General features: G+C 54.1%; 19 protein-coding genes, 1 pseudogene and 1 riboswitch. Of the genes and pseudogenes, 3 read left to right on the top strand and 17 right to left on the bottom strand.

The genetic code is table 11. The features are described from left to right. Window positions 1-37 precede the first annotated feature (37 nt). From B9L21_RS08920 to B9L21_RS08975, 12 genes and pseudogenes are all read right to left on the bottom strand, one after another. Entirely contained in the window at window positions 38-1,060 is a 1,023-nt protein-coding gene (locus B9L21_RS08920; RefSeq protein ID WP_063166071.1) for a glycosyltransferase family 2 protein, read from the bottom strand. 1 nt (window position 1,061) lies between these two features. Then, on the bottom strand, window positions 1,062-2,741 hold the full coding sequence (locus tag B9L21_RS08925) for a DUF6044 family protein (protein WP_172796408.1): 1,680 nt from the start codon (window positions 2,739-2,741) through the stop codon (window positions 1,062-1,064). Between the two features lie 552 nt (window positions 2,742-3,293). Continuing rightward, window positions 3,294-4,274: a phosphotriesterase gene (locus tag B9L21_RS08930; RefSeq protein ID WP_063166073.1), complete on the bottom strand. Its 981-nt coding sequence runs from the start codon at window positions 4,272-4,274 to the stop codon at window positions 3,294-3,296. Next, the gene (locus B9L21_RS08935; protein ID WP_063166074.1) at window positions 4,274-5,956 is read right to left on the bottom strand and encodes a long-chain fatty acid--CoA ligase; all 1,683 of its coding nucleotides are present in this window, start codon (window positions 5,954-5,956) and stop codon (window positions 4,274-4,276) included. Before B9L21_RS08935 ends, B9L21_RS08930 begins: the two co-directional genes overlap by 1 nt. Window positions 5,957-6,157: 201 nt before the next feature. Further along, entirely contained in the window at window positions 6,158-6,994 is an 837-nt protein-coding gene (locus tag B9L21_RS08940; RefSeq protein WP_063166075.1) for an HAD family hydrolase, read from the bottom strand. A 154-nt stretch (window positions 6,995-7,148) separates the two neighbouring features. After that, a complete protein-coding gene (locus tag B9L21_RS08945) occupies window positions 7,149-8,342 on the bottom strand; it encodes an NRAMP family divalent metal transporter (protein ID WP_033009290.1) in 1,194 nt (397 codons plus the stop codon). Beyond that, window positions 8,339-9,109 (bottom strand): 5-oxoprolinase subunit PxpA, encoded by a 771-nt coding sequence (gene pxpA / locus B9L21_RS08950; RefSeq protein WP_063166076.1) that lies wholly within the window; start codon window positions 9,107-9,109, stop codon window positions 8,339-8,341. Before pxpA ends, B9L21_RS08945 begins: the two co-directional genes overlap by 4 nt. Continuing rightward, on the bottom strand, window positions 9,096-10,076 hold the full coding sequence (locus B9L21_RS08955) for a biotin-dependent carboxyltransferase family protein (RefSeq protein ID WP_063166077.1): 981 nt from the start codon (window positions 10,074-10,076) through the stop codon (window positions 9,096-9,098). The genes pxpA and B9L21_RS08955 overlap by 14 nt, the downstream gene beginning before the upstream one ends. Continuing rightward, window positions 10,069-10,765 (bottom strand): annotated as a pseudogene (gene pxpB / locus B9L21_RS08960) (5-oxoprolinase subunit PxpB). The gene B9L21_RS08955 and the pseudogene pxpB overlap by 8 nt, the downstream one beginning before the upstream one ends. Beyond that, entirely contained in the window at window positions 10,762-11,511 is a 750-nt protein-coding gene (locus B9L21_RS08965) for an IclR family transcriptional regulator (protein WP_063166079.1), read from the bottom strand. Before B9L21_RS08965 ends, pxpB begins: the two are co-directional and overlap by 4 nt. Window positions 11,512-11,643: 132 nt before the next feature. After that, the gene (locus B9L21_RS08970; protein ID WP_063166080.1) at window positions 11,644-12,072 is read right to left on the bottom strand and encodes a GNAT family N-acetyltransferase; all 429 of its coding nucleotides are present in this window, start codon (window positions 12,070-12,072) and stop codon (window positions 11,644-11,646) included. 457 nt (window positions 12,073-12,529) lie between these two features. Then, window positions 12,530-14,050: a bifunctional ADP-dependent NAD(P)H-hydrate dehydratase/NAD(P)H-hydrate epimerase gene (locus B9L21_RS08975; RefSeq protein ID WP_063166081.1), complete on the bottom strand. Its 1,521-nt coding sequence runs from the start codon at window positions 14,048-14,050 to the stop codon at window positions 12,530-12,532. 188 nt (window positions 14,051-14,238) lie between these two features. After that, window positions 14,239-14,346: riboswitch (SAM riboswitch) on the top strand. 87 nt (window positions 14,347-14,433) lie between these two features. On the opposite strand from B9L21_RS08975, the gene B9L21_RS08980 reads away from it, so the two are divergent. Genes B9L21_RS08980 through B9L21_RS08990 form a run of 3 tightly spaced genes read left to right on the top strand, consistent with a single transcriptional unit; the run spans window position 14,434 to window position 16,989 of the window. Beyond that, window positions 14,434-15,447 carry a methionine ABC transporter ATP-binding protein gene (locus B9L21_RS08980; protein ID WP_063166082.1) on the top strand — a complete coding sequence of 338 codons (1,014 nt, stop codon included), beginning with the start codon at window positions 14,434-14,436 and terminating at the stop codon, window positions 15,445-15,447. Continuing rightward, window positions 15,437-16,102 carry a methionine ABC transporter permease gene (locus B9L21_RS08985; protein WP_063166083.1) on the top strand — a complete coding sequence of 222 codons (666 nt, stop codon included), beginning with the start codon at window positions 15,437-15,439 and terminating at the stop codon, window positions 16,100-16,102. The genes B9L21_RS08980 and B9L21_RS08985 overlap by 11 nt, the downstream gene beginning before the upstream one ends. A gap of 41 nt (window positions 16,103-16,143) precedes the next feature. Further along, the gene (locus B9L21_RS08990; protein ID WP_409071361.1) at window positions 16,144-16,989 is read left to right on the top strand and encodes a MetQ/NlpA family ABC transporter substrate-binding protein; all 846 of its coding nucleotides are present in this window, start codon (window positions 16,144-16,146) and stop codon (window positions 16,987-16,989) included. Window positions 16,990-17,252: 263 nt separating this feature from the next. On the opposite strand, the gene B9L21_RS08995 is transcribed toward B9L21_RS08990, so the two are convergent. The 5 genes from B9L21_RS08995 to B9L21_RS09015 are packed head-to-tail and all read right to left on the bottom strand — an operon-like array spanning window position 17,253 to window position 21,220. Continuing rightward, entirely contained in the window at window positions 17,253-17,648 is a 396-nt protein-coding gene (locus B9L21_RS08995; RefSeq protein ID WP_063166085.1) for a ClpX C4-type zinc finger protein, read from the bottom strand. A 58-nt stretch (window positions 17,649-17,706) separates the two neighbouring features. Beyond that, entirely contained in the window at window positions 17,707-18,111 is a 405-nt protein-coding gene (locus B9L21_RS09000; protein ID WP_063166086.1) for a thiol-disulfide oxidoreductase DCC family protein, read from the bottom strand. Window positions 18,112-18,126: 15 nt separating this feature from the next. Then, complete coding sequence (locus tag B9L21_RS09005; protein ID WP_225995656.1) at window positions 18,127-18,378, bottom strand: SOS response-associated peptidase family protein; 252 nt, start codon at window positions 18,376-18,378, stop codon at window positions 18,127-18,129. Between the two features lie 27 nt (window positions 18,379-18,405). Continuing rightward, window positions 18,406-19,341, bottom strand: a complete 936-nt coding sequence (locus B9L21_RS09010) for an alpha/beta hydrolase (RefSeq protein ID WP_063166087.1) — start codon at window positions 19,339-19,341, stop codon at window positions 18,406-18,408. 37 nt (window positions 19,342-19,378) lie between these two features. After that, window positions 19,379-21,220, bottom strand: coding sequence for a monovalent cation:proton antiporter family protein (locus B9L21_RS09015; protein ID WP_063166088.1), 1,842 nt, complete (start codon window positions 21,218-21,220; stop codon window positions 19,379-19,381). Window positions 21,221-21,527 lie beyond the last annotated feature (307 nt).

Consider the following 21,527-nt stretch of genomic DNA (forward strand, 5'->3'; position numbering starts at 1 on the left):
AAAAGGCGGCGCCAAACGCCACCTTCCTTTCCTCCTGCTACGGCCGCGTCCATTCCGCGGCATCCGGCTTGTCGGTCGGCGCCGCCGGCGACAGCCGCTGCGGCAGCGGCCAGTTCCATAAATCTAAATCAACGATATAGCGCGGCCGCCGCTTCGTTTCTTTGTAAATTTTCCCGATATACTCACCGATCAGTCCAAGGGCGATGAGCTGCAATCCGCCCAACAGCCAAATCGACGTGATCAGCGATGTCCAGCCTGTTTGCGTATGCCCGGCCCACTTTAAAAAAAGAAAATACGCGCCGAACATCAGACTGACGACAAAAGAAACGAACCCAATGAGCGAAATGAAACGGATCGGCGTGATGCTGAACGATGTCACGCCATCGAGCGCAAAAGCGATCATTTTTTTCAACGGATATTTCGTTTGCCCGGCCAGCCGCTCCTTCCGATCGTAATAAACGGATGCTGACCGGAAGCCAAGGAGCGGGACGATGCCGCGCAAAAACAAGTTCACTTCCCCAAACTGTTCCAACGCGTCAACAGCGCGCCGGCTCATGAGGCGGTAGTCGGCATGGTTGTAAACGAGGTCGACGCCAAACATCTTCATTAACCGGTAAAATCCTTGGGCGGTATGGCGTTTAAACCACGTGTCCGTGTCGCGCCGCCGGCGCACGCCGTAAACGATATCATAGCCTTGGCGAAACTTTTGCACAAACTCGCGAATGGCTGACAAATCGTCTTGCAAGTCAGCGTCAATCGAAATGAGACAATCGGCGTGCGCTTTCGCCGCAAACAGTCCGGCCAACAGCGCGTTTTGGTGGCCCGCGTTGCGCGCTAGTTTCAGCCCCTTCACTTCCGGGTAGCGCAAGCTCGCCTTGTAAATGAGCTTCCACGTGCTGTCGCGGCTGCCGTCATCGACGAACAGGAGCGCACTTTTTGGCGAAATGAGCCGCTCTTCGATCAGCTCTTCGCGCAATGCCCGCAAGCGGCCGATGGTCTCAGGCAGCACTTCCTCCTCATTATAGCACGGCACGACAATGGCCAATATCGGGTCAGACATGTCATCTTCCTCCTTCCCGCACCACTTTGTATAAGTAGATCGTCCAAGCCGATTCATCAGAGCGGAACACCCGTTCAAGGCGAAGGGCGTTTTCCGCTGCGTTTTCAATCGGCAGCGCCGAAAAAATGTAGCGCCCGCCCATCTCGTAAAACGCCTCCGTGTTCAATTCAAGATGGCGGATCGTCCGTTTCGAGTTTTTCTTAAACATATAGCGCTTGCCGAGCTCATCGACGAACAAGTAGCAGCGCCCGCCCCACTCATCGAAATACTCACGCAGTTTTTTGTTTTTTTCAAGTTCTTTGGCAATGATGCGGCGGAAGCGGTATTTATATTCCAACGGATAGAAATTGTTGTACGTATCAAGTGTGTAAAAGCCGTTGTATTGCGCGATCGCCGGATGGATGCCAATGCTGGCGACGCGGTATGTATGCACAGGACGGCCGATATATTCACGAATGTCAGCAAACTGTTTTTCGGCGTAAAATTCACGGAACGACGGTTTATTTCGGTAGACGATTTCCTCGTTGTACGAGATGAGCACCAACAGCTGCAAAGCGATTGCCGCCGCACCGACCGCCCGCCACCTTCGCCCTTCCTGCCAAACAATTTTCAGCGCCATCGCAAACAAGACATAAATGACCATCGGGCGCAAGAAATGATAGCGGGCAAAATTGAACTTATCGAGCAAATCAAATCGTTCGGTAAGCGGCAGCCATCCTTTGTAAAACCAAAACGCATACCACGTAGACAAGGCAACGTTCAGCACGTGCAGCACGACAAACGGCATTTCCTGTCGCCAGCGCTTCCGTTTCCAAACGAAATACAAGGCGATCAACGTCACCGGCAAGATGACGAGTCCGTGCACGGTCATCACATGCGTGTGCCCGAGCACGTAGTTTTTGAACGTCAACCGGATGACGCGCCAAAGCGGCAAACGGGCGTGGAAATACTCGTCACGGCTCGTCGGTTCATCAGAAAACAAAAGCGAATGAACGAGCCGGTAATCGACCGCCAAATAGAGCGTTGTCATATAGGCGATCGCGGCGAAAAACCGCCAGTTCCAGCCTTTGCCGCGGATGATGTCAATAAGCCACCAAACACCGAGCGCGCTTAAGAAAAAGAAAAAGCCGAGAACAAAACTTGAATACAGCGGCAAGAACGTCAACACCGCCCAGTTCACCCATGAGCGCTCGCCGTTGCGGATGTTTAAAAACGCCCAAAGTGCAAGCGGCATGCCGAGCGTGCTTAACATTCCCGACGGCCAAAACGGCGTCAAGGCAAACGTCAAAGCAGCACCGATGCGAATCCATAGCCAACGCCGGTCTGGCAAGACATGCGTTTTCAACAGCAAATACATGCCGATGAACGCAAAGACGCGAGTGATCGCTTGGCTGATTCCGTAGGCATAAACGGACGGAAACAACGCATGGAGCCAAACGATGCCGCTGAATTCCGTGCCGAACGCGTTGCGCGGCAGCCCGTTAATGATCTGCGGAATGATCCCATCGACCGGCCCGAACAATTCGCCGCTGCGGGCGAGCACTTTATACCAAGCGATGTTCGAGTCCAAATTGTCGTGAACGCGCATATGGGCATCTTCACCGAGGACAAAATACGGCGACACGTACAAGGCGATGGCAAGCAGCGAGAAGAACAGGAGTCGCTTTTCAATCGCCGGCACCTTTTCTCCTCCTTTCGCCCGGCTCATGTCTTTCCTTATTTTTCAACACATCAGGAAAATTATTCATGATGGTGGAAAAAAGCGGGTGTCAAATAAAAAGCCGCTGGCGGCTCGGCTAAGCCAAGCGACAGCGGGTTTCGCATTCATCTCTTCAACCTTGTACAAGAAAAGGGGCCGATACGCAGCGAGCTTTTTTCGCTGCGCACGGAACGATCATAATGAAACGGTCCCTCGCGTAAACTACCCGTCGCCTGTGCTTCTAGGGGCGGGGGCTTCAGGCGATTGGTGCGTGTTCACCGAACGGTAAGCCACACAGAAAAACCCTTTCGTTCGTTCCGACGGGGTCCGTCCGAACCGTAAACGCCCAATTCGTCGGCGATGGCCACCCGGCGTTCCTCTCCCGCCTACCTATTGAGCGATTGCCCTGCACGTTCCTTGAGGCGGAAGACTTCTTTCGGAAATGACGTTAAAGACAGACAACCTGTTTGGCCGGCCCGGCACTCGGAACGATGCCGCCGTATGATCGGCCAACTCGTTTTTCTTTCGGCCGTGTTAAGCGGAGAACAAGGCGGCCGGATTGCGGACAAACATTTGCTCCAGCTCTTTGTCGCCAATCCCTTCGTTTTTCAACGCCGGGAGGATGTTCACAAACAAATGCTCAACATGCCAGTTGTTCATCATTTCGGCAAACGGCTCCGGCAGCGTGAACGAGCGGCCAAGCCAAAGGCTGACCGTATCATGGGAAAGCATGATCCGATCGGCATATCCGTCACGAAGAAGGACAAGCAGCGTGCGAACCCGTTCGTCATCAGCCGGCGCGCCGACCATCCCTTGAATGCCGAAGCGGTCAAAAGCGATATAGACGCCGTAAGCTAGCGTTCGGCGGTGGTAATCTGGGTCGGTGTTGCCGCACATATGGCCGATGACGATTTTTTTCGGATCGGCGCCATGCTCAAGCAAATAGGCAGCTTGCTCCGGCCCCATCGTTCCTTCTTGCGTGTGAGTGATGATGACCGCGCCCGTTTCTTTTTGCGCGCGGGCGGCGGCGCGGAAAAACAGCTTCTCGTACTCGGTGATGCGCCCTTTGCTTGAGGCAAGTTTAATGACGCCGGCTTTGACCCCCGTGCCGGCGATGCCTTCGGTCAATTCGGCCATAAACATATCATAAATGTCGTCCTCGGCGGTCCCAAGCAGCCGGCGGAATTGGAAATACGGCGGCGCCCCTTCCCCTTCATAGTAATAGCCGGTGGCGCAAATGATGTTCAGCCCGGTTTCTTCAGCGACGCGCCGCAAAAACGCCGGATTGCGCCCGCAGTCATTCGGCGTCGGGTCAACGACCGTTTGGACGCCGTGCCGTTTCATTTTCTCCGCCGCTTCGATCGCCACGCGAAGCGCTTCGTCTTCGCGGAACGGACCGTGTGTCACATCTCCTTGAAACCCCGGATAGCCGAAGAGGAAATGCTCATGGATGAGCGTTTTGCCAAGCTGATCCGCCGCTACTGGGCCAAGGACCGTCTCTACCATCGTTGCCATTAGGCGTTCGCCCCTTTCCCCGCTTTTTCATATTCTTCTTCTTGCAATTTTCGCCAAAGCAGCTTGCCGCTTGATGTCATCGGCAGTGACGGACGGAACTCGACGAGACGCGGATATTTGTACGCCGCCATTTGCGTTTTGGCCCACTCGATGATCTCTTCTTCCGTCACTTTACCGACATATTCGTCGTGAAGGACGATAAACGCTTTAACCGTTTCGCCGCGGCGCGGATCCGGCACGCCGACGACGCACGCCTGCTGGACGGCTGGGTGTTTGTACAGGAACGATTCGACCTCGGTCGGCCACACTTTATACCCGGAAGCATTGATCATCCGTTTGACGCGGTCGACGATGAAGAAATAACCTTCCTCGTCCATCCGCCCGATGTCACCGGTGCGGAAAAACCGTTTTCCATCCAATTCAATGAACGCCTCTTCCGTTTCCTTTTCACGCCGGTAGTAGCCACGGAACACTTGCGGGCCATGGACAACGATTTCCCCGACTTCACCAACGCCAAGCTCCCGTCCGGTCGCCGGGTCGATGATGCGTGCGTCAACATCGAAGGCCGGCACGCCAAGGCATTGCAACTTCGGCCGATCCGGCGGATTGAAATGCGTCTGCGAAATCGTCTCCGACAATCCGTACCCCTCAAAATAGCGGACGCCGGTGAGCTCAAACAATTTTTCCCCGACCGCTTCCGGCAGCGCCGCCCCGCCGCCGGAAATGCTTGAGAGCGAGGAAATGTCATACCGGCCAAGCGCCGGGTTGGCCAAAAAGTCGATCAACATCGTGCTAATGTTCACCCAATGGGTGCAGCGATACCGCTCGATGAGCCGCGCAGCGGCGTCCCGGTCCCAGCGCGTCATGAGCACGATCGCTGAGCCGGCAAAAATCGGCACATGCATGCTGTGCACCATCCCGGTGACGTGGAAAAACGGCAGCGTCGCCAAGGCGACAGAATCGCTCGTCACATTGCCCCAATAATAGGCGCCGACCGTGTTGGCGTTCACCGTCCGGTGCGGGTGGATGCAGCCTTTTGGCACCCCAGTCGTCCCAGATGTGTACGGCAAGACAGCAATGTCATCAACATGGCCGTGATATGGAAGCGGCGGCAAGCCGGCATCAAGGCAATCGGCCCATAAGGAGAGACGCACATCCTTGGCCATCCGCCGCGGTGCTGCCACTTCCGCAGGCAAGGCAACCGGTGATTCATTGGACGCGTAATCGGAGTACGCGGCGACAATGACATGCTCAAGCGGCGTCCGGTCGAAAAGCGGAACGGCTTTGTCAAGCAGCTCCTGTCCAACAAGACCGACTTTCGTTTCACAATCGTTGACGTAAAAGGAAAGCTCTTCTGAGGTGTTCATCGGGTTGATCGGCACGACAATGGCTTCGGCGCGCAAAATGGCATAGTAGGAGATGATAAATTGCGGAGAATTTTGCATGTACAACAGGACGCGATCGCCCGGCTTGACGGACAGCTTTTGCTGCAAGTAGCCGGCAAGCGCATTGACGTCATCGAGCAGCTGTTTGTACGAATACGCAGCCCCGTAGTAATAGACCGCCGTTTTGTTCGGATAACGCTTTGCCGTCGTTTCCAAATGATCAACGAGCGTTGTTTCCGGAACGGTCAGCGTTTTCGACAGCCGCTTCGGCCAGTATGGGTAGTGACGTGTATTCATGAAACTCCCTCCTTTTTCAAACGATGCCGCAACGCAGCAACCTCCACTCCAGGAAAGCGGTTACAATACTATCGACATGCCCAAGCTCCTCGGTCATGACGCTTACTAACCGGTTAGTATGTACCCCATCTCTTTTATTGTACATAAAATTGCACTGAATATCAATAACATTCAGACAAATAGAGGCAAAAGAGGCGCCGCCTACAATAGGCGGCGCAGCACCGGCACGCACGCGGATGTTGAAGCGACGATGACATCGGCATCATCCGGCTTCGCCAAACCGTACGCGTCAATCAACATCGTCTGACAGCCGAGCTGGCGGGCGGGAAGAATATCGTTTCCGACATTGTCGCCGACGCACAGCATTTGCTTGTACTCAACCCCAAAGCGCGCCCGAATCGCTTCCAAATGGGCAACCGTTTTAACCGGCTTAGCGGCTTGGAAAATTTTATAATGGAATACATCCGCCAGCCCCAGCTTTCGCAAAATCGCTTCACTGTCCGGTTCCGGGCTGTTTGTCATCAACACAAGCGCCGTTTTCTCGCGCAGCTCGGCGAGCGTCTCGGCAAACCCCGGAGCCCCCTTCATAGTAAACTCCGGCCCCATCATCCATTCGCGCGTTTCTAAAAATGCGGCATATGTATCCTCGTTCGTCAATCCGTAATGGCGGCCAATCGAACTTGGCACCCACCAAAGATCGCCGATGCTGAAAAACCGATCCAAGTCGATCGTGACCGCCCCGGGATAGAGCGCTTCGGCAGCGCGGGCCTCCAGCTGTTCGCCGCTCCAGCGGCGCGCCTCGCGAACTGCTCCTTTCTCAAGCTGTAAAATCAAATCTTCTTTCGTATCATACACACTGCCAATGCGAAGCGGGTGGCGTCCGGCAAGCACCGCCCGGTAATCGTTCCAAAAAGGCGGTCGCTCCGTTTCCTGAAGCCGTTTCGCCACTTGTTCGGCGTAATAGTCGAAATGCTCTGTTTCCTCGTACAACGTTCCATCGAGATCAAACACGATGACCTTAATAGTTGCCTCGTCCATTGTTCGGTTTGTCTCCTTTCCCCACCGCTATGGCCTTGGTGCACTGGGCCATAAAGACCGCAATGCCGCTTCCGTGAACCCGTTTCTATATTACAAAAGGACGGCGGAGAAATGCAAATGTTGGAAACGGACAAAAGGCATCACAGTTTTCATTTCATTGAAACAGCTGCGGCAGCTGCTGTGCGGCTGTATACACGCCCATATATGCCATCAAGGCGACGACAATAGCGCCAAACGCGGTGAGCCAAAGCGGATGGCGATAGTCGCCGACGATGTCCCGCCTATAGGCGGCGACAAGCATCACCCCAAGCGACAGCGGGAGAATGAGCCCGTTTAGCGTTCCGGCTAAAATTAACGTTTTCACCGGGCGGCCGATCGAGATAAACACGACCGTTGAGATGAAGATAAACAACACAATGATCCAGCGATGGAACCGGTCCAAAACAGGATGGAACGTGCGGATGAACGACACCGATGTGTAGGCCGAGCCGACCACCGACGTAATGGCGGCCGCCCACATAACGATGCCGAACAGGCGGTAGCCGATTTCGCCAGCGGCGAGCCGGAACACCGAAGCTGGCGGATTGGTTTGGTCAAGTGTCAATCCTTGGGCAACGACGCCGAACGCGGCCAAAAACAGCAAAATGCGCATGAGCGAGGCGACACCGATCGCCGAAACCGCACTTTTCGTCACTTCCGTCAAACTGTCTTTCCCTTTGATGCCGGCATCAAGCAGCCGATGACCGCCGGCAAACGTAATATACCCGCCGACTGTTCCACCAACGAGCGTCACAATGGCCAAAAAGTCGATTTTTTCGGGAACGACCGCCCGAACGGCCGCCTCACCAAGCGGCGGCTTGGCTGTAAACACAACATAGAGCGTCAGCGCGATCATGACAAGCCCAAGCAGTTGGGCAAAACGGTCCATCGCCTTGCCGGCTTCGCGGATGAGAAAAATGGCGATGGCGATGATGGCGCTCACGATCGCCCCGGTCTTTGGAGACATGCCGAACAGCACGTTGAACCCAAGCCCGGCACCGCCAATGTTGCCAATGTTAAAGGCAAGCCCGCCAAGGAGCACAAACGCCGCCAACACATAGCCGAGACCGGGCAGCACGGCGTTGGCGATATCTTGCGCCCGCCGCTCGGAAACGGCGATAATGCGCCAAATGTTCGCTTGGGCGCCGATATCAAGCAAAATGGAAAGCAAAATGACAAACCCGAAGCTAGCCGCCAGTTGAGCGGTAAATACGGTCGTTTGCGTCAAAAATCCCGGGCCGATGGCGGATGTGGCCATTAAAAAGACAGCCCCAATGAGTACGCTTAATCTGCCTTCTTTCCTGTTCATCGTCTCTCCTCCTGCCGCATCGCCTCAATGGCGACGCCTTCCTTTTGCAGCGTTTCACGCAGCCGTTTGGCAAACCGCACCGCCTGCTCATTGTCGCCGTGCAGGCAGACAGTGTCGGCTTCAATCGACACGTCTGTCCCTTGCACCGAGCGGACGCGCCGGTCACGGATCATCGTGAGCACTTGCTTGACCGCTTCGTCTTCATCGGCAATGACAGCCTGCGGGTCGCTCCTTGGTGTGAGCGAACCGTCTGCCTGGTAGGTGCGATCAGCGAACACTTCACTCGCCGTCCGCAAGCCGTATGCTTGTCCGGCGCGGATGAGCTCGCTGCCTGCCAAGCCGTATAAGACGAGCGATGGGTCCACATCATACACCGCTTTGACGATCGCTTCTGAAAGCGCTGTATCTTTCGCCGCCATATTGTACAGGGCGCCGTGCGGCTTCACGTGCGTCATCACGCCGCCTTCCGCCTTGACGAACGCCGATAGCGCGCCGATTTGGTACACGACGTACGCATACACTTCCTCCGGCGAAACGGCCATCATCCGCCGCCCGAAACCAAGCAAATCGGGAAATCCCGGATGAGCGCCGATGGCGACGCCGTGCCGGATGGCGAGCTGCACCGTTTGCCGCATGACGAGCGGGTCGCCGGCATGAAACCCGCAGGCAATATTGACGGAAGTGACATACGACAAGATCTCTTCCTGCCCAATCCGGTACACGCCAAAACTTTCACCAAAATCACAGTTCAAATCAATCGTTTTCACTATTCTCCCCCCATTGGCGGCGAATGGTCGCGACCCATCGGCCGAGCCGCTGCTGTTGTTCGATATAAAGCCGCGCCGCTTCTTCCGGCGCAATCGGCTGAAACTGAACGCAATCACCCGGTCGCGCCTGTGCCAATACAGGCAGATCGGCTGCCGCCACTTGGGCGATGCGCGGATAGCCGCCCGTTGTCTGGCTGTCGGCCATCAACACGATCGGCTGGCCGGATGCGGGGACTTGCACCGTGCCGAACACAACCGCTTCCGACACCATCTCCCGCTCACGCCCAAGCGCCAGTGCCGGACCAAAAAGCCGGTAGCCAATCCGGTCAGACTGCGGTGTCACCTCGTAACGAGCGGCGAAAAACTGGCGGCGGCTTTCCGGCGTAAACTCGCCATACTCCGGGCCGGGGACAGCGCGCACCGTTTTCGTTTTTCCGCCAATATATCGGCTGGCTGAACGGGCCAGCCCCCAGCGAAGCGGCTTGGCAACACGGTGCCGGCATGCAGCGCCCGTCGGCAGCACATCCCCTGGCTGGAGCGGGCGGCCTGATAAGCCGCCGAGCCGTGCGGGGACGTATGTCGAGCGGCTGCCCATGACAGGCGGAACAGCGATGCCGCCTGCCACCGCGATATACGCGCGCCACCCCGCCCGGCACACGCCGATCTTTAGGACGTCCCCCGGCCGAACGATTGCCGGTTTCCAAAGCGGAAGCGGCCGGCCATTGAGCGTGCACGGGAAATCACCGCCACATACAGCGATGACCGTCTCAACGTGAAAGCGAAGGGTCGGGCCGGCCATCGTCGCTTCGAGCACCGCTTCATCCCCCTCATTGCCAACAAGCGCGTTGGCGAGGCGGTACGCCCAAGCGTCCATCGCTCCGCCGACCGGAACGCCGGCATGTCGGTAGCCGCTGCGCCCGCCATCTTGGACCGTTGTAAAAAATCCGCCATCCATCACATCAATCATGTTCCTCTCTCCAAACGTGCAAATTCCTCGACACCAATCGGCTGAAACTGGACGATGTCACCGGCTGAAAGCAGGCTTGGCTCCTCCCGGTGCGGGTCAAACAGCTTTAGCGGCGTCCGGCCGATCAACTGCCAGCCCCCTGGCGTCGCGAGCGGATAGACGCCCGTCTGTCCGCCGGCAATGCCGACCGAACCGGCGGGCACCGTTGTGCGCGGCACCGTCCGCCTCGGCGTCGCCAAACGCGACGACAAGCCTCCTAAATAGGCAAACCCCGGAGAAAAACCGATCATATAGACGCGGTAGCGTCCCGCAGAATGAAGCGCTGCCACTTCGTCCTCTGTCATCCCATGAAAGCGGGCGACATCCGCCAAATCCGGGCCGAACTCGCCGCCGTAACAGACGGGAATGACGATGGTTCGCGTCAGACGGCAGGCGTCCTGTCCGGACGATCTGATATTCTCGCGCAGCCAGGCGCATACGTCGGCATAATTCCCCGCCACTAACGGATCGTAATAGACAGTGAGCGATGAAAACGCCGGCACGATTTCCATGATGCCTTCTTTTTGCGCGGCCTGAAGCCGGACCGCTGTTTGGTGAACGATGTCGTTGACGGCTTCATCAATGCAACTGGCAAACCGGACGGTTACCGCATATTCGCATAATGGAACCAACGTGTACTCCATTGTCATCCCTTCCCTTGAAAGCCGAGCTCGCGCGAGATGTCCATCGCCGCCTGTTTCAATCGCGGAACAATGCGCGCTACATCGTCCGGCGAAAAACGCTGCTCCGGACCGGCGACGCTCAACCCGGCGACTGCCGCCCCTTCATGGTTGAAAATGGGCACGGCAACAGCGGCAGAATAGTTTTCTAGCTCGGAATAGCTGACCGTATAGCCGCGGTTTCGGCCTTCCTCTAGCAATCGGCGCAGCACTTGCTTGTCCGTCACTGTACATTTAGCGATTTTTACTAACTCCACTTGTTCGACATATCGTTCCCGGTCAGCTTCAGCCATAAACGCGAGCAAGACGCGCGGGCACGCCCCGGCGTACAGCGGCGCGCGCCGCCCGACTTTCGTATAGACGCGCACCGGTTCGGACGTCTCGACTTTTTCAATATATAGCGCTTCATCGCCATCGCGGACGACGAGATTGACCGCCTCCTTCGTCTCCTCTTTCAGCCGCTCCATGACCGGCAGCGCCACCCGGCGAAGATCGAGCCGCTCAGCGACGAGCATTCCAAATGTCAACAGCGACAAGCCGAGTTCATAATGATCTCCTTGTTTTTGCAAAAAGCCAAGCGCTACGAGCGACTGCGCCATCCGGTACACCGATGTTTTCGGCATCCGAAGACGCGCGACCATTTCGGGCAACGTCAACCGCTCACAATCGAGAAACAAATCAAGCAGTTCTTTTGTTTTCAAAACCGTTTTGTTCATGGTCTCCTCTTGTTCCGAATATCGGAATAATAGTTCCGAAATATGAATTATATTGCTATTATAATGAAAAGTCGAACCATTTTCCACTAAAAAATCAACGGCGCCCATTCTGCAGACGCCGTTTCGCCATAATTATAACCGTTTTAAAAAGACATAACTCACTTTTTGGTATTCCATTTTTTCCTCGTAGAAACGATGGGCGTCAACGCGCTGCAAACCGGATGACAGTGAAACAATCCCGTAACCATGCGCTTTTGCCCAATCATGCACATACGAAAGCAACGCTTTTCCATACCCTTTCGACCGCTCGCTTGAAGCGGTGACGAAATCGCACACCCAAATAAAACGGCCGTTATAGAGGGTGATCATCGGCATGAACCCAACGACAGCGACCATCTTGTCCTGATCATATAATGCCACCAGCTTATACCCTTCTTTTTCTTTCGCTTCGCGCACAAGCGCAACATACGTTTCCTCATCCAAGTGAGTGCGCAGCTCGCGCATGATTGGAAAAGCGCTTCTCACTTCCTCTTCGGTTTCAAGCCAAACGAATGGCGGCACGGCTTCTCCCCCCTTCCCGCTTTATGATACACCATTGTACCACATTGATCTGGAAATAGAAGGAAAATGTCCTCCATCCTCACGAAACGCCGTACACCCGTATAAACAGCGTCCCGTTTTTTGATCATAATCGCGAAGCGGAAAGGGGAAGCAAAAATGAGGACAAAGGCAAGCGGAACAAGCAGGCAGCTCCATGCCGCCCGAACTCGAGCGCGCCGATGCCATGCTCCGCCGCTTATACGAAACGGAACAGTCGCTTCGCTTATAGCGTTGTTGTCTGATGCAAGCCGCTCCTGTCAGCGGACTATAAGGGAACATAGAGAAGTTGGCGACCGAACCATCGAATCGCCCGTTTCCTCCAAAAAACGTGTGCCAAAAGCGGAAAATGCCAGCCAGCTCGCTATGACTGGCTGGATCTTTTTATCCCCCAGACCCCTTCTTTCCATCGGCGGGCTGATCACGTCAGCGAAGCCAGCACAGCCGGCAAAGCGTCAATCACGTCCGACGCCAGTACATCCCATGGAGAATGGCCGTGTTGAACAAGCCAATCAGCGGCCTTTCCATGCACGAAAACCGCATTGCTCACCGCCGGCTGCACCGCCTCATGCTGCAACAAAAACGCCGCAACGATGCCAGTCAGCACATCGCCGCTTCCCCCTTTCGCCAATGCCGGGTTGCCGGTCGCGTTCACATATTGCGCCCCGTCCGGCGCCGTGACAATCGTATACGGCCCTTTTAAGACAACATACACACCATATTCCATGGCCAATCGCTTCGATACGCCAAAGCGGTCATGCTCCACCTCGCGAACGGAACGATGGACGATGCGCGCCATCTCCCCCGGATGCGGAGTAATGACCGTCGGCGCGTTCCGTCCGCGCACCCGCTCAGCGTAATCGTCCCAAAAAAACAGAGCGTCTGCATCAATAACAAGCGGCACTGGATGGCGCACAAGTTCGCCCACTAAGCGGCGCACGCCGTCTGTCCGGCCCATTCCCGGGCCGATGGCCATCGCATCGATGTCCAGCCCGTCCCAATCGGCCGCGCCGGCAAATGCGCCATCCTCTGCCGGCCATAATCGGCACATCGCCTCCGGCACGCGATTGGCCGCCGCCTCGTACACCGTTTCCGGAACCGCCATCGTCACAAGACCAGCCCCGCTGCGAAGCGCCGCTTTCGCCGTCATCGTCACCGCCCCGCTCATCGCCTTGGATCCACCGACAATGAGCAGCTTGCCGTGCGTCCCTTTATGCGAGGACCGCGTTCGCTTTGGCATCGTCCGCACCACATCTCTCTGTTCCCACAAAAACCGGGCAGCCGCCTTCGCCTGCACCGCTGCGGGCGGAATGCCGATATCGACAACAGCGATCTCTCCGTAATAATCCGCCGCCGGAAATGTATACGCCCCAAGCTTCGGGCATTGGATCGTGAGCGTGGCATCAGCGCAAATGGCGGTGTTGACATCACCGCCGTCCGCCGGCACCCCGCTCGGCACATCGATCGCGTATACCGTTGCGGACGTGTGGTTCACTTGTTCAATGATTTCTTTGTACGGTGGGCGCACGTCTCCTTTGACGCCAATGCCAAGGAGCGCGTCAACGATGGCGTCGTAATGCGGCACGCGCGCCGCAAACACCTGTTCATTGCCCTCATAAGGCAGCCATGAATAGCCGGATCGCTCGTACACCTCAAGCGCTAGGCGCGCCGCCCCTTTCACCTTTTCTCGCGGCGGGATGAGCCAGACATCGGTTTCATAGCCATAACTTTTCAGCATGCGCGCGATGACGAACCCATCGCCGCCGTTATTGCCCGTCCCGGCGAGCACCGCGACCCTATCAGCACGCGTGATCCGCTCTTTCAGCGCCCGAAACAGCGCCTGTCCGGCGTTTTCCATCAGCGAGTCGTCGCGAATGCCGATCCGCTCCGTCACTTCTCGGTCGATGGCATACATTTCATCAGCTGTTACGATCGAAATCATGGCCATTCCCCTTTCCATTTCCAGGCTATGTTTAGTGTACAATGTTTCCAAGCAAAAGACGAGCACAAATATTTCTCTAGAAACGCAATTATGTATGCGCTTTCTAAGGAATGGGGCTATAAAATACATATTGACAACAAACAGCTGCCGCATTATGATGAATCTTGTAAAAATTACATACGGCAACCCGCTTATCAAGAGTGACCGAGGGAACAGGCCCGATGACGTCCGGCAACCTCCCCTTGAGGGAACGGTGCCAATTCCTGCAGAATGGCTTTCATTCTGAAAGATAAGTCGGAAGTTTACATACCGATGCCTCTTTCTGAATGAAAGAGGCATTTTTGTTTGCTAAATTCCGCCAATCAGCATAGGGGGAAACGGACATGATCGATATTCAAAACGTTACAAAGGTGTATACAACGAAAAAGAAACAAACGATTGCAGTGGACAACGTATCGCTGACTATTCGCGACGGTGAAATTTTTGGCATTATCGGCTACAGCGGCGCCGGAAAAAGCACGCTGTTGCGCTGCTTGAACGCCCTAGAGCGGCCCACATCCGGGCGCGTTCTCATTGATGGCATTGATTTAACGGCGTTAGATGGCAAAGAACTGCGACAAGCGCGTCAGAAAATCGGCATGATTTTCCAACACTTTTCTTTAGTCAGCTCGAAAACGGTATTTGAAAATATCGCCTTCGCCTTAAAAGCGGCCAAAAAAACGAAAGCGGACATCGAAAAACGGGTCAATGAGCTGCTTGACATGGTCGGGCTATCCGACAAGCGGGACGCCTATCCAGCGCAACTGAGCGGCGGACAAAAACAGCGCGTCGGCATCGCCCGGGCGCTCGCCAACAATCCGACCGTTCTGTTATGCGACGAAGCCACATCAGCGCTTGACCCAAGCACGACCAAATCCATTTTGGAACTACTGAAACAGATTAACCGTGAGCTCGGTATTACGATCGTCTTGATCACCCACGAAATGGAAGTGGTCAAACATATATGCGACCGCGTTGCCGTCATGCAAAACGGCAAAGTGATTGAAATCGGCACTGTGTATGATCTGTTTACCAATCCGAAAGAGGAATTGACGAAATCGTTTATCCATAGTGTCTTGCATGTTGACTTGCCTGCACATTTATGGGAAAAGCATACAGGGACGATCGTGAAAATCCAGTTCCAAGGGGAAAGCGCGACGGAAACAATTGTTTCCGATATGCTGCAGCAATTCACAGTAAAAGGAAATATTTTGCATGCTAAAATTGAGTATATTCAAGACAAACCGCTCGGTATGTTTGTGATGGAGCTGATCGGAGAAGAAGACGAAATTAGGCGGGCGATGGACTATATCGCCAACCGGACGAACGGATTGGAGGTGATTTCGCATGCTGCTTGATACATTCATAGGCTTGCTTCCGGAGTTGAATAAGGCGTTTTTCGAAACGATTTATATGGTGGCCATTTCCTTGTTCGTCGCGATCATTGTTGGGTTGCCGCTTGGCGTTTTGCTTTTTGTCACCGACCGCGGCTTGTTTTTGGAACATGCCATATTGAAATCGGTTCTTGGCTTTCTTGTCAATATGATTCGATCGATTCCGTTTATCATTTTGCTTGTCGGCCTCTTGCCGCTGACAAAGCTCATCACCGGAACTACGATCGGGCCGACGGCAGCCTCTGTTTCCTTATCGGTGGCGGCTATTCCATTTTTCGCGCGAATGGTGGAAACCTCGATGCGCGAAATTGACAAAGGCGTCATTGAAGCGGCAGTAGCGGTTGGCGCGACGCCATGGATGATCATTAAAGATGTTCTGCTCCCGGAAGCCCGGCCCGGTATTGTGCAAGGAATAACGATTACAACGATCAGTTTAGTCGGCTATTCCGCAATGGCAGGGATTGTCGGCGGCGGCGGTGTCGGCGATTTAGCCATTCGTTTCGGCTACTACCGTTATGATAATACGATCATGATCACCACCGTCGTGATTTTAATTTGTCTTGTCCAAATCGTTCAGTTTGCTGGCGACCGCATCGCCCGTCTTGTCGACAAGCGATAGGCCGCTCACTATAAAACTCACTTGTATAGGAGGACTTCATGATGAAAAAATGGTTGATGGCACTCGCATTGCTTCTTATGTTCGGCGCGCTTGCCGCCTGCGGCAACAGCAACTCCGCATCCGAGAGCAGCGCTGAACCGAAAGGGAAAAAAGTGTTGACGATCGGGGCGACTTCCGGCCCATACAGCGATATGGTCAATAAGGCGATCAAGCCCATTTTGGAGAAAAAAGGGTATGAGGTAAAGGTCGTCGAATTCAGTGATTATATCCAACCAAACTTGGCTTTAGCTAACGGCGACTTGGATGCAAACTTGTTCCAGCACAAAATTTATATGGAGAATTTTGCGAAAGAGCACAACTTAGATCTTTCCGAGGTCATCGTTGTGCCGACCGCCCCGATGGGCATTTATTCGAACAAGTTTAAAACGCTGGATGAAGTGGCCGACGGAAGTGAAATCGCCATCCCGAACGACCCAACGAACTTGGCGCGGGCGTTGTTAATTTTGCAAGATCATGGCTTAATCCAACTTGATCCGGCGGTCAATCCGCTCACAGTGTCGGAAAAAGACGTTAAGAAAAATGTAAAACATCTTCAATTTAAGCCAATTGAAGCGGGCCAACTGCCACGCACGGTCGAAAGCGTTGATTTGGCTGCCGTCCCTGGCAACTTTGCCTTAGCAGCGAAAATGGATTTAACCGACGCCTTGGCGTTGGAAAACATGCCGGATGACTACCGAAACCGCATTGTTGTCAATACAAAAGATTTGAACCAACCATTTGTCAACGATCTCAAAGAAGCAGTCGAGTCGAAAGAATTTGAGAAGGTAATTGATCAGGAGTTTCAAGGGTTCGGCAAACCGAAATGGATGTTAGAACGAAACAAATAACGCAAGGGCGCGCCGCCGTACAGGCGGCGCTTTCTTCTGTAGACGATCGGGCTGAAAACGCAGTATAGTAGAAGTGTTCCGTATATCTTCTTTTCTATTATTTAGGATCCAGCCTCGCCGGAACGGCCGGCGGCTACGTTTGGGCTCACTTTCATTGGGGCGGTGTCATCGCCTTTGTTTTGGCATTGCTTGCCTTCTCCTATCCACTTATCCAGTTTGCAGAAAAACGGCGGCCATCGCATGGAAGATGACCGCCACTTCGCTTACGGTTGCTTCGCCATGACTTGCAGCCCAAATTGCAGGCAATCTTCACAAATCGCGGCCAGCGGCCCATTAACGAGCCGCGGCTTTTCTTTCAGGCAAAACGAACAGCGGCCGTCGCGGGCTTCTTGCGCTTCGAGCGCCAAAGCCTCTTCCAGCTTGTCGAGCGGGAAGGCGGCAAGCGCCTCATACACGTTATTAAGCAAATGATCGTCAATATAGCCGCATTTTCCTTCCCAACGCAGCGCCGTCAATTTCGCCGCCACCGCCATCCCTTCGTAAAACCGGCGGCGGGCTTCGTCCCCGCTCTGTTCAGCCATCGCAGCGACCTCATCGGCAAACCGCTCCAACGCCGCGGCCGTGCATTCATCGAGCCACCGTGTTGTTCCGCTTGTCATGATCTCCCCCCTTGTTTCTTTCCCTTTTCAATACGACAAACGGACCGATTTTCCTTCTTCACCGCGGCAATTCGTCTAGAAAACGGGCGCGCAGCTCAGGGGGCGGCAGCGGACAGCGATTTTGCCGGCGAATGAGGCGGTGGCGGCGGACAGCGATTTGGTCATAGACAAAGTCGCGAAGCGGCCGCGGAACGAGAAACCCGGCCGCGGCCAGCCCATTCCATGGCCAGACCAGACGCCGGCCGATGCGCAAAACGGCATCCGACTTTATATAATAGCGGGCGTCTTCGATGAGGACGATCGTGTCTCCCGCTGGCACGTTCCCCTTTTCCAACAACGCCCGGCCGACGGTGCTTTGCTGCGAGGCAAAACGGAATACCGCCTTCCGGTCGCGAGCGGCCACCCACCGGACACCCGCATGACAAAACAAGCAATCGCCATCAAACAAAATGATCGGAGGCATCCCTTTTCCCTCCCGTTATCGGCTGTTGACCGGCTCAATGCAGGCGCTGACATCGTTTTTTGGCGAATTGACAAGCGGCGCCACCTCGTACATTTGCATTTGGTCGCTCAGATACGGCTGCAGGAACGTTTTCAAATACTCGCTATCATCGAAGCTTGGATCGAGCCAGTCGTCATGCCGCTCGGAAGGCAGGATGACCGGCATCCGGTCGTGAATGGGAGCGATAAGCTCGTTCGCCCTCGTCGTAATGATCGTGCACGTCTCCAGCGGCCCACTTTACGAATGGCGGCCACCTTAAGAAGAAGTGTTTTCCAATGAGCGCAAAAATGTCAACACTCGTTCGACATACTCATCGCCGTAGAGGGAAAAACTTTTCACATGATCGGCTTTTTCCGTCAGCCATAGTTGAAAGACATCGGAATGAGTACGGTACAACTTCACACTTTCTTCGTAAGGAATCGAACGGTCGTCTTTGCTGTGGATGAACAAAATCGGCCTCGGCGCTATACGATCGACCGCACGAATAGGGGAAGACAAGTCTAAATCAAGATCCGCCAGCGCGGGAACGATCGCTAAAATCAAATACGTAAACGGCACATCGGGCAAATGCGTCCATACGGGCATGTTGGCGCGCAAATACGATTCGAGGTCGCTAAACGGGCTGTCCGCAATCACCCCGCGAACATCACCATCCTCTGCCGCCGCCAAAATCGACGTCGCCGCCCCCATCGAAACACCGTACAGCGCGATCGGTTCATGGAAGTGTTTCTTCGCGTAATCGATGACGCCAAGCAAATCATCTTTCTCTTTGACGCCGATCGTAATCATATCGCCTCCCGACTCACCGCTGGCGCGGAAATCAAACAAGACGACGCGATACCCTTCGGCAGCGAGCCGCTTGGCGAGCGGCAAAAACGGTACATTTTCTTGGACGCGGTTGTTGCCGTATCCGTGGGCAAAAACGACTGTCATACGCGCCGGTTTCTGCGGTGAAATGATCCAGCCTTTAAGCCTCGTCTTCCCGTCTTTGCTGATAAAGGTGGCATTTTCATATGTCATCCCGTAGTCATGAGGCGTCTCGGTAATCGGCTGGCGCTCTTTATGGGTCAGCTGCCAGCCGACGTAAACGGACACCCCGATGCAAGCCAACACTCCGAGCGCCACAATCGCCAACGATAACGGAACCCACACGCGCCGTAGTAGACGATGTGGTGTGCGTCCTAATTCCATTGCGTTCTCCCCTCACTGGTATTGATATCGATCATTTTTATGCTTTCTCCAGCCGATGGCGCAACTGCTCGACATATTCGCCCGAACCTGTTACAATCAGCCGATCGCCTTTTTGCAATTCCGTATCACCATGAGGCACGATAAATTCGTTTTCACGGAAAATGCGGACAATAATACAGTCGCCCATAAATGGGAAGCGACGGAGTGGAATCCCATCATAATCCGGATTATTCATGGCCACTTCATGCAGTGTTGTATCTTTGTTGATCATCATCCGCGCCACCCTTGGTGATTCGATGGACGCCCGCAGCATGGAACTGGCTGAGCGGAGCACGGATAACACTTCAATACCCTCGTCGTTCAACCGTTCCACTTGTTTCGGGCTTTCTGCAAGCACTAAAATTCGCCCAACCCCTTGTTCCTTCGCAGCCAGCGCCATATCAGCGTTCACCTTCTCATTTCCAGTCCAAGCAACAACAATGTCAGCCGCAAACGCTCCCTGCTCTTCCAACGCTTCCTTTGTGTAATCAGCGATGTGAACGATGGAGAAAACGTCACCCGCTCCTGTTCGTTCCATGTCTTCCCGCGTTGCATGAAACAGCCTTACGTCGTATCGATGCAAATCAAGCTCCCGGGCAGCCGCCAAGGTAAACTGATTCACTCCGATGAGGGATACAGCGATTTTTTCTTCGTCCTCCGGGCGAACAAACAACTTTTTAAACAAAATCGGTGCAACAATGCTAGACAAAACAGCTACTAAAACAAGCGCCCCTTCCATCGTCTCATCGATCATCCCGATCCGTTTGGCGATGGCAGCTGCCGCAATGACAAGCGACAATGTCGACACAAGCAAAAATGAGGCAGCCAACGTCATTCTCGTATCATACCAAATGCGGAGCAAAAAAACGGGGACGACTTTCGATACGACCAGCGCCAAAAAAAGAAGCGGAATCATCATTAAAATCGTTGGTTCGGTGATGAGCGAACGTAAATTCAAATCAACACCGACCATGACAAAGAAGATCGGGATGAGAAAACCGTAGCCAAACGAATCAAGCTGGTGGCGCAACTCCTTATTCGGCGACAACAGCGAAACGAGCACTCCGGCTAAAAATGCTCCTAAAATGTTTTCTGCACCAAACGTTTCGGACAATGCGACGAGCACAATCATCAAAGTAAATACCGCTCGGGTCCCGATTTGAATCGTTCCCTTGGCCATTGTCTCGACAAATGATCGTCTCTTAAAGTGTTTTCCAACGAAATAAAACACAACCCCACAAGCAAATAAGCCAAGCAACAGCCATGTACTTCCGTGTTCAGGCTCATAAAGCGAAACGAATACAGCCAGCAAAATCATCGTCGCTAAATCAGCAATCACGGCAACAAGTAAAATGGCCTGCCCAATCGTCGTCTCCATCAAGTTGGTATCTTTTAACGTCGGCACAACGACCCCAAGGGAAATCGTTGAAATGATGAGCGTCATGAAAAACGCGTTGTCTATATAACCAAAGACGACAAACAAATAAGAAAGACCGTAAGACAAAGCAAAAATCGCCACAAAAATGAGTGGAGCAACTACAAACGGATTCGGTTCTTTTCGATGTTTGCCGGCTGTTTTCGGTTGATTGGCAAACATCGAAAAGTCAATTTCCAGCCCACTTAAAAACATTAAGAATAAAAAACCAAGCGTAGACAACGTCTCAATCCACATGTCCGGCTGTACAAGATCAAAGCCCGTTTTTCCGATCACAATGCCAACAAGAATTTCCGCCACCACGACCGGGATCACTTGCAGCCGAAGCCGGTTTAATACAATGGGCGTCAAAAACGCCGCAACAACAACAATCAATAACGAAGTGAGCGATGACTGTTCGGCCATAACGTTCCCCTTTCCAAACGAACATTCCTAAAAGGCCGTCGCAACCATGTCCCTGCCAAACACAACAGAGCGGCCCATCCGTTTTTAGCGGCGGCCACCGCCAAAATCATTTTACGGCCTTCTAGACTTTTCATCTTAACGAATTTTCAGGCGCGGCGCAACCAAATCGCTGTTTCCATTTGGCAAACGCGGTGCACTTCGGCCGATTTGAAGCAGTCATCGTTTTTGCAGAGAACGAACAAGATGGCATCGAAGTGAGAAATGACTCTTTCTTTGGGGTAGTATATGTGCTTGACATGTTGCCACT

Source organism: Geobacillus uzenensis (genome assembly GCF_002217665.1).
Taxonomy (GTDB): Bacteria; Bacillota; Bacilli; order Bacillales; family Anoxybacillaceae; genus Geobacillus; species Geobacillus subterraneus.